At 60.4% G+C, this 7,533-nt stretch carries 3 protein-coding genes and 1 pseudogene; 1 reads left to right on the top strand and 3 read right to left on the bottom strand.

The features are described 5' to 3' along the window. Window positions 1-453, bottom strand: a pseudogene (locus NUV79_RS24970) (transposase); the annotation flags it as partial. A 101-nt stretch (window positions 454-554) separates the two neighbouring features. Further along, complete coding sequence (locus NUV79_RS24965; protein WP_257735779.1) at window positions 555-1,721, bottom strand: glycosyltransferase; 1,167 nt, start codon at window positions 1,719-1,721, stop codon at window positions 555-557. Between the two features lie 706 nt (window positions 1,722-2,427). Here NUV79_RS24965 and NUV79_RS24960 point away from each other — a divergent pair. Next, window positions 2,428-7,050, top strand: a complete 4,623-nt coding sequence (locus NUV79_RS24960; RefSeq protein WP_257735778.1) for a MupA/Atu3671 family FMN-dependent luciferase-like monooxygenase — start codon at window positions 2,428-2,430, stop codon at window positions 7,048-7,050. 99 nt (window positions 7,051-7,149) lie between these two features. Here the strand turns inward: NUV79_RS24960 and NUV79_RS24955 are convergent. Further along, on the bottom strand, window positions 7,150-7,533 hold a 384-nt coding region (locus NUV79_RS24955), incomplete at its 5' end, for an IS3 family transposase (protein WP_257735777.1).

The raw sequence follows: 7,533 nt of genomic DNA, 5'->3' as shown, positions 1-7,533 counted from the left end.
CGTATCGGCGGACCAGTTCGACGATGTCGGCGATGAGTTGCTCCTCATCGTCGCGTCCGCGCGGAATCCGGCGCTGGGTCGAGCGGTGCTGCCCCAACACACGGCAGACCCGCCGCTCAGACACCTTCAGAGCGAAACGGACATGGTCGATGCAGGCACGGCGACGCGCGGGGCTTACCAGTTTCCCGACGCAGCCTCCTTCAGGATCAGCTTGTCGAGCGTCAGGTCCGCGACGGCGCGACGGAGCCGGGCGTTCTCGGCCTCAAGCTCCTTCATCCGCTTCACCTGATCCGACTTCAGGCCGCCGAACTCGCGGCGCCAGCGGTAGTAACTCACCTCCGTCACGCCGATCGAACGGATCGCGTCGGCAACGGATTGGCCCTGCGAAACGAGCACATCGACCTGGCGCAGCTTCGCGACGATCTCTTCGGGCTTGTGGCGCTTCTTCGGCATTGCGGTCCTCCTGTCTGCCAAAAGACATACTTCAGGGTGGACCAATTCAACGGGGGTGGATCACGTGGAGAGGTTGGGCTGAAGCGGAATTGGGCTAGCGATTAGGCATACTTCGCAATGAGAAGCGCGCGCTCGCGATAGAGTGTGTCTTCGTCGAACTTGCGTCCCGATCGTGCGGCGCTCTGCGTTAACTCAGCAAGTCGGCCGCGGTCGCGATCGAGCCAAAGCAGGTTTGCTGCGAGCGCATCGACATCGTCGATAGCGGAGAACTGGCCGCCGCCAATCTCGGCCACAATGCCCTTCGGGTAGGCTCCCGTGTAGCCGACAATTGGACAGCCGGAGACTAGGGCTTCGATAAGGCAGCGCGGCGACTCCTTAGTCTTGTGGCAGAACATTAACAGGTGCGCGTTTCGCAGGCATTTCAGGATTGCTTCCCGATCTGATATGAAGCCTGGGAAGCTAACCTGCTCACTGAGGCCGTGGATGCTCGCAAGATGCTTCATCTCCGCCACAAGAGGGCCATCACCTAGCCAGCTGGCTTCGAAGGCGAGGCCCTTGGCCTTCGCCTTTGCAAGGGCTAGCACCCAATCAAGCGGTCCTTTCATTACCGCTGCGCGCCCTGCATAAACGATGCGAAGCTTCTCGCCAGCGCAAATGCTGTCGATCTTAGTCGCCATTATCTCATCGGAAATGAAATCGTGGGGGTTGGTGTGCACATCATAGACGCAGGCAGGATTCGATGTGTAACGCGCGTAAGACTCGAACGTATCCATGCCTTGAAGTAGGGCTAGGGAGCTCTTTGTAAGCAGGTGCCGATGATATCTAACCATTATCGGTAGGCTTAGTGCTTCCTTGAGGCGGCGCGGGAAAGGTAACTTCGGTAATGCATTTCGGAGGACATCCTGCTCGACGCGATCGAACCAGATCGCGAATTTGCGGCGCTGAGCGATCGCTTCAAGTGCAGCCACTGCTGCCCAGTCTCCTGCCAGGTAACCGACGGTAAAGGACATGTGATCTGCGCTGCGTATCTCGCGCGCGAGAATTGCCCTGGTTTGCTGGTATTGCCTCGCGAAAGTGCGGATTCGGTAGGCCATCGGCAGCGGGACGAAAGTGACTTGCTTGCTGACCGGAAGGTCGATGACGTCGCGCCAGGTTGCCGAAGACGGTTCTTCAGAGTCTCGTGGAACGAGAATGCCGGCGAACGTCACATGCTCGAAATACTGAGCCCAACGGCAGATGCCGGCGCAGGTCTGATCGTCGAGTTGCAAGCCGCGTGGGCCGTTTCGAAGGCGAACTGCCGTAACCAACAGAAGTTTTCCGTGCCCTATTGCCCCTGAAGTTAGCTGGTTGGTATCGGCTGAAGGCTCGGCGTGAGCGGTGCTCCGCGCAGTCGTCATTTTTGGCGCGCCCTATAGTCATGTCACGGGAGGAGGTCGACCGTTCGCTATCGCTTGGGACGAGGAATCTGCAAGCCAATGCTGCGCGTGAATTTACAGATTTTGTGAGCAACGGCCAACATTCCGCCTACATTGGCGGTCTGCGCTGCGAGGCCTCCAAGTCGACACTGAACTGGTCGAAATGATCTGGGTAGCGTCAGAAATCATCAAAGTGCACCATGGTGCGAGAGCGCTGGTTGGCTTCCCTTGGGCCTGGTCGCCGTTGCAGCCGTCTTGTCATGAGAATTCCGTGTGCTGGTGATTAACCAGTAGGGCATATTGAGAACATGGATGCTCAACAATATCTAGATTTAGTTTGTTTTTTATTGCTTATTAACCGGGATTGCTAGCTAGGGTAGCTCGTTGAAACGAAAGTGCGTGGCGGTAGATTTGATGTGTCACGTATTGAGATTCAATCGCGATTCTTGATATTTTTGTCGCTGAAGGTTGGTGCAAATTGCTTCTTGAGATTAATTATAATGCCTAAGTCAGTATCGCGTCCATTCTCTGAGGCAGGTTGGCAGTGATTAGTGAGAACATGATGAAAATGACTTCGGTGTTGATGGGCGAAGAGACGCTCCTCGTCCAATGCGCTGAAATTCTCCTTGAACGTGGGCATGCGATTGCGGCCATCGTCTCAAATTCGGAGTCGATAAGATCCTGGGCGGCACAGCATGGCGCCGAGCTTCTCGCGCCAAACAAGGATTATGCCTATGCGCTCTCTCAGCTGAACTATGACTGGTTTTTTAGCGCCGCGAATCTACGCATGGTGCCGACCTCAGTTTGGCAGGGCGCCCGCCATGGAGCCGCTAATTTCCACGACGGCCCCCTGCCGCGCTATGCCGGGTTGAACGCCCCGAGCTGGGCGCTGCTTGCCGGCGAGACGCGCTATGGCGTCACCTGGCATCGCATGACCGAGGTCGCCGATGAGGGCGATATTCTTGCGCAGCTCGAGTTCGAGATCGATCGGTACGAGACGGCGCTGACGCTGAACACCAAGTGCTTCGAGGCCGGTATCGACAGCTTCCTGACTCTCGTCCAGCAGATCGAGAGCGGCAGCCTATCCGGCCGGGCGCAGGACTTGGCGCTTCGGACCTATTACCCAAAGTTTAAGCTGCCGGAGGCGGCTGGGACGCTGTGTTTTGACCGGACCACGGCCGAGGTCGAGCGGCTGTTCCGCGCCCTCGACTATGGCCAGGGCTATATCAATCCGCTGGCGTTGCCCAAGCTGCGCACCGACGGCAAGGCCTATGGCGTCCGCACACTGGAGGCACAGCAAGGAGCCTCCGGCCGGCCGGGCGAGGTCCTCGATGTCTCCGCCGATGCCGCGCTGGTCGCGACGGCCGACGGCGTGGTCCGCATCGGCGGGCTGGTCGATGAGTTCGGCGACGTGGTCGCGCTCTCGGTGCTGTCGCGTGGTCAGATACTGCCGCCGCTTGGCGCCGCCGATGCCGCTGCGATCGACGAACTGGCCGGCGGCGTTGCCCGATCCGACCAGTTCTTTCTCGGCAGATGGCGGGCGATTGAGGATCTAGACCTGCCTTGGCTCGACCGCAGCGAAAGACCGCAGCCGCGCTCGGTGACGGTCGAGGCGCTAGACCAAGCGGCGGCGCCGGCGACAGTGGCCGCGGCGTTCGTCAGCTTCCTTGCCCGCGTCTCCGGGCAGGACGGCTTCGGCCTCGCCTATGGCAATGCGGCACTGGCGCGCCGGGCGGCACAGTTTCCCGGCTATGTCGCTCCGATCATGCCAATGCGCGCCACCATCGCTGAGATCGACAGCGCCGAGGCCATCGAGGCGCGTCTCGACGGCGAGTTGACCGCCCTGCGCGGCAGGCTCGGCCAGTCCGGCGACCTGGTAGCACGCTCGCCCGCCGTCAAGCCGGTGCGACCGGCGATCGGCCTGTTCGAAGGGGCGCTCGCCGATCTGGCCGGCTTCGACCAGGTCGCAATCGTGCTGGTACTGACGCCTGAAGGTGCGTTTCATCTGGTCTGCGACCGCGCTCGTATCGGCGAGGTTGGCCTCGCCTCGCTGCTCTCCGGCCTCCGCGCCTATCTTGCCGCCTTCGCCGCCGACCGGACAGCGTCCATCATCGGCCTGCCGCTGCTCGGCGATGCCGAGCGCCAGATCGTGCTCGAGGCCCATAATCACACGCGGCGCGACTATGAGCGCGACCGCTGCATCCACCAGCTGATTGAGCAGGCGGTCGATCGCACCCCCGAGGCGACGGCGCTCGTTTGCGATGGCGACGCGATCACCTATGCCGAGCTCGACCGACGCGCCAACCAGGTCGCCCATGCGCTGGTCGCGGCCGGGGTCAAGCCTGGCTCGCTAGTCGGGTTGTTCCTGCCGCGCTCGCTCGCGCTCGTCATCAGCGCCTTTGGGGTCCACAAGGCCGGCGCCGCCTATGTTCCGCTTGATCCGGCCTATCCGGCCGATCGCACCACAATGATGGCACAGGATAGCGGCCTGGCGGCGATCATCTTGAACCAGGACACGGCTGCGGCCCTGGTACGCTGCGACGCACACCCGCTCGATATTGACACGGTCATCGGCGGCGCGCAGCCAACAACGCGGCTCGATCTGCCGGTGGCATCGAGCGAGCTTGCTTATGTGATCTACACCTCCGGCTCGACTGGGCGTCCCAAGGGCGTGATGATCGAGCACCGGAACGTCGCGAACTTCTTCGCGGGTATGGATGACACTGTCCCGCGCGACGAGCTCGTCCAGCCGGTTTGGCTCGCGGTCACCAGCCTGTCTTTCGACATCTCGGTGCTAGAGCTGTTCTGGACGCTGTCGCGTGGCTTCAAGGTCGTCCTCAACGGCGACGGCGCCCGCCGCAAGCCGTCGCCGAGGCGCGGCGCCGCAGCGGGGGGCATGGACATCAGCCTCTTCTATTGGGGCAATGACGATGGCTCCGACCCGCTCAAGTACCAGCTCCTGCTCGAGGGCGCCCGCTTCGCAGATAAGCACGGCTTCCGAGCGGTTTGGACCCCCGAGCGGCATTTTCACGCGTTCGGTGGCCCTTATCCGAACCCCGCTGTGACTGGTGCCGCCGTTGCGGCGGTTACCCAGAAAATCGATGTGCGGGCGGGCAGCTGCGTGCTGCCGCTGCACCATCCAGCCCGCATCGCCGAGGAGTGGGCGGTCGTCGACAATCTAAGCGGTGGCCGTGCCGGACTTGCCTTTGCCTCCGGCTGGATGCCCGAGGATTTCGTACTGCGCCCCGAGAACAGACCGCCAAACAATAAGGCTGCCATGATCCGGGACATCGAGGTAGTGCGCAAACTTTGGCGCGGCGAGGCGGTCGCCTTCGAGATGGCCGATGGTAAGTCAGTCGACGTCGTCACGCAGCCGAGACCGGTCCAGAAGGAACTACCTGTCTGGGTCACCACTGCTGGCAATCCCGAGACCTATCGCGAGGCGGCGAAGCTCGGCGCGAACGTGCTAACTCACCTCCTCGGCCAGTCGATCGCCGAACTATCCGAAAAGATCAATATCTATCGCAACACGCTCAAAGAATGTGGGCGGAATCCTGACGATTACACAGTCACCCTGATGCTTCATACGCTGATAGGCGACGATCGTGAGCGCGTCAGAGACTTAGCGCGCGCGCCGATGAAAGCCTATTTGCGTAGTGCAGCCGCGTTGATCAAACAATATGCTTGGGCCTTCCCAGCTTTTAAGAAGCCCGAAGGCGTGAGCACGCCGCTCGATATCGATCTGCAGTCGCTAGATCCCGAAGAGATGGACGCAATCCTTGAATTCGCATTCTTGCGCTATTTCGAAGATAGTGGGCTCTTCGGAACGGTAGATGATGCCCTTGCTCGTATCGACGGCGTTAGGGCGATCGGCGTCACCGAGATCGCCTGCCTTATCGACTACGGCGTCGCGCCCAACCTAGTGCTGGACGGACTCACTCAGCTCGCCGAGGTCGTGTCGCGCTGCAGTTCTACTGATCCCACTCTGGTCAGTGACGACCTCGACATCGGGCTCGGCGCCCTCATACGGCATCATCGTGCGACGCATTTGCAAGCCACGCCCTCGATGATGACCATGATCATGATGAACGAGAATGACCGCAACGCGCTGTCGGCGATTAAGCATCTGTTCATCGGTGGTGAAGCCCTTCAAAGCTCGCTGCTCCGTCAGATCACGCGGATCACCGAGGCTACGATCGACAACATGTACGGTCCCACTGAGACGACGATCTGGTCATCGACGCATCGCGCTCATCTTGGCGCATCGACTGAAGGTGTGGCGCCGCTCGGCCAACCGATTGCCAACACGCAACTTTATGTCCTGGATCGGTACCAACAGCCGGTTCCCGTCGGGTGTCCAGGGGAGCTCTATATTGGTGGAGACGGTGTCGCGCGCGGGTATCTGAACAAGCCCGAGTTGACTGCGGAACGGTTCGTCGTCAATCCGTTCGTCGCAGGCGAGCGCATGTATCGCACCGGCGATCTTGTGCGTCGCGACGCCTCCGGTACCTTAAATTTTCTGGGAAGGGCTGACCATCAGGTCAAAGTTCGCGGTTATCGCATCGAACTCGGTGAGATTGAGTCACAACTCGGCAAGGTAGATGGGGTCCAGGAAGCGGTTGTTGTAGCGCGAGAGGATGAACCGAACGACGTTAGGCTGGTGGCCTACATCCGGTTTGCGAAGGGCGCCGTTCCCGACAGTCGCTTGCGCCAACAGTTGGCGGCATCGCTTCCAGACTTCATGATTCCCGCTCATTTCGTTGCAATGGATAAGTTCCCCCTGACTCCAAATGCGAAGGTGGACAGAAAGGCGTTGCCGCGGCCAAATCACGCGAGCGTTAGCCCGGTATCGAACGCGATGCCTGCTGCGGCTCTTGCTGGAAACCTTGAACAGGGCATATCTGAGGCCTTCAAGCGGTTCCTCGGATTGGAACGTGTTTCCCCTACCGACAATTTCTTCAATCTCGGCGGGCATTCCCTCTTGGCGGTTCAGATGCACCGCCATCTTAAATCGACGCTTGTACCGAGTATAACCATTACTGATTTGTTCCGCTTTCCGACCGTTAACGGGCTGGCGGCGCATCTCCGAGGGGCCAACAAGGAGTCCGATCAGCTTGAACGCGTTGCGGATCGGGCGGCGATGCGGCGCAAAGCCATGAACAGGGGGAACGCACGGGAGTGACGCAGAATTATTAGGGGCAGGGTAAGATAGTGACGGCGGCAGTTGGACCCTGCTTCCGGCAATTTGCCATGGCCAGCTGCCGGTTTCGTGGACGCTCAGTTAAGCTAACCCGACCTTCTTTTCGAACTCGACCGGGCTGATGTAGCCGATGGTCGAGTGCCTGCGAACAGCGTTGTAGAACCGCTCGATGTAATCGAACACGTCGGCGCGAGCATCGTCGCGCGTGCGGTAAGCCCTGCCTCTGATCCGCTCGGTTTTGAGCGAGGAGAAGAAGCTCTCCATCGCGGCGTTGTCCCCGACATTACCCGAGCGGCTCATCGAGCAGATGACGCCGTTGTCGGTCATGAGTTTCTGGAACTGCTCGCTGGCATACTGGCTGCCCTGGTCCGAATGGTGCAGCAGGGCATCCGGCTTTCCCCGGCGCCAGATCGCCCGTGACCTGAGACCCTTTTCTCCTCCGTTCTGAGGGAGAGTCCTGGGTTT

Source organism: Allobosea sp. 47.2.35 (assembly GCF_024655635.1).
Lineage (GTDB): Bacteria > Pseudomonadota > Alphaproteobacteria > Rhizobiales > Beijerinckiaceae > Allobosea.
The sequence above is the reverse complement of the archived record's forward strand: the minus strand, read 5'-3'. Positions and strand labels throughout refer to the sequence as shown.